Source organism: Neisseria sp. P0021.S006 (genome assembly GCF_051956895.1).
In genome coordinates this window covers 1-541 of record NZ_JBQCWZ010000992.1, presented here as the reverse complement: position 1 = coordinate 541, position 541 = coordinate 1, and the positions used below count along the sequence as shown (strand labels likewise).

The window sequence follows — 541 nt, the reverse complement described above, 5'->3', positions numbered from 1 at the left end:
TTATTGTTTCACTGCTTCGATTTGGATATTAATGTTTACTTTTTTGCTCATACCGGCACTCACCAAATAATCCAAGCCCCATTTGGTACGGTCGATGGTAGTGCTGAAGTCGCCGCCACACACTTCTGCTTTTGCCATCGGGCTTTGGTAGCAGTTGAATTTGTCGGCTTTGAGTTTCACCGGCGCAGTTTTGCCGTTCATGGTCAGATTGCCATCAACGGAAAGCAGTTTTTTGCCGTTGAAATTGAATTTGGTGGATACAAAACGGATTTCAGGGTATTTGTCTGCATTGAAAATATCGGCAGATTTCAAATGTTGAGTAAAGTGATCAGAACCGGTTTGCAGTTTGGACAAAGGCAATACGATATCGATTGAGCCTTGGCGTTTGGCACGGTCAAATTCCAAATTACCGGTCAAACCATAAATACCGCCGACGTTGGTGCTGGTGTTGAAATGGTCGATGGCAAAGCGGGCATTGGCATGGAATTCGTCCACTTTATAAACAGCGGCAGACGCAGCAGAAGCCAATATGGCCGAACAC

The 541-nt window shown here is 45.3% G+C and carries 1 protein-coding gene; it reads right to left on the bottom strand.

The features are described from left to right. Complete coding sequence (locus ACTHUM_RS18340; protein ID WP_440403727.1) at window positions 1-531, bottom strand: YceI family protein; 531 nt, start codon at window positions 529-531, stop codon at window positions 1-3. Window positions 532-541 lie beyond the last annotated feature (10 nt).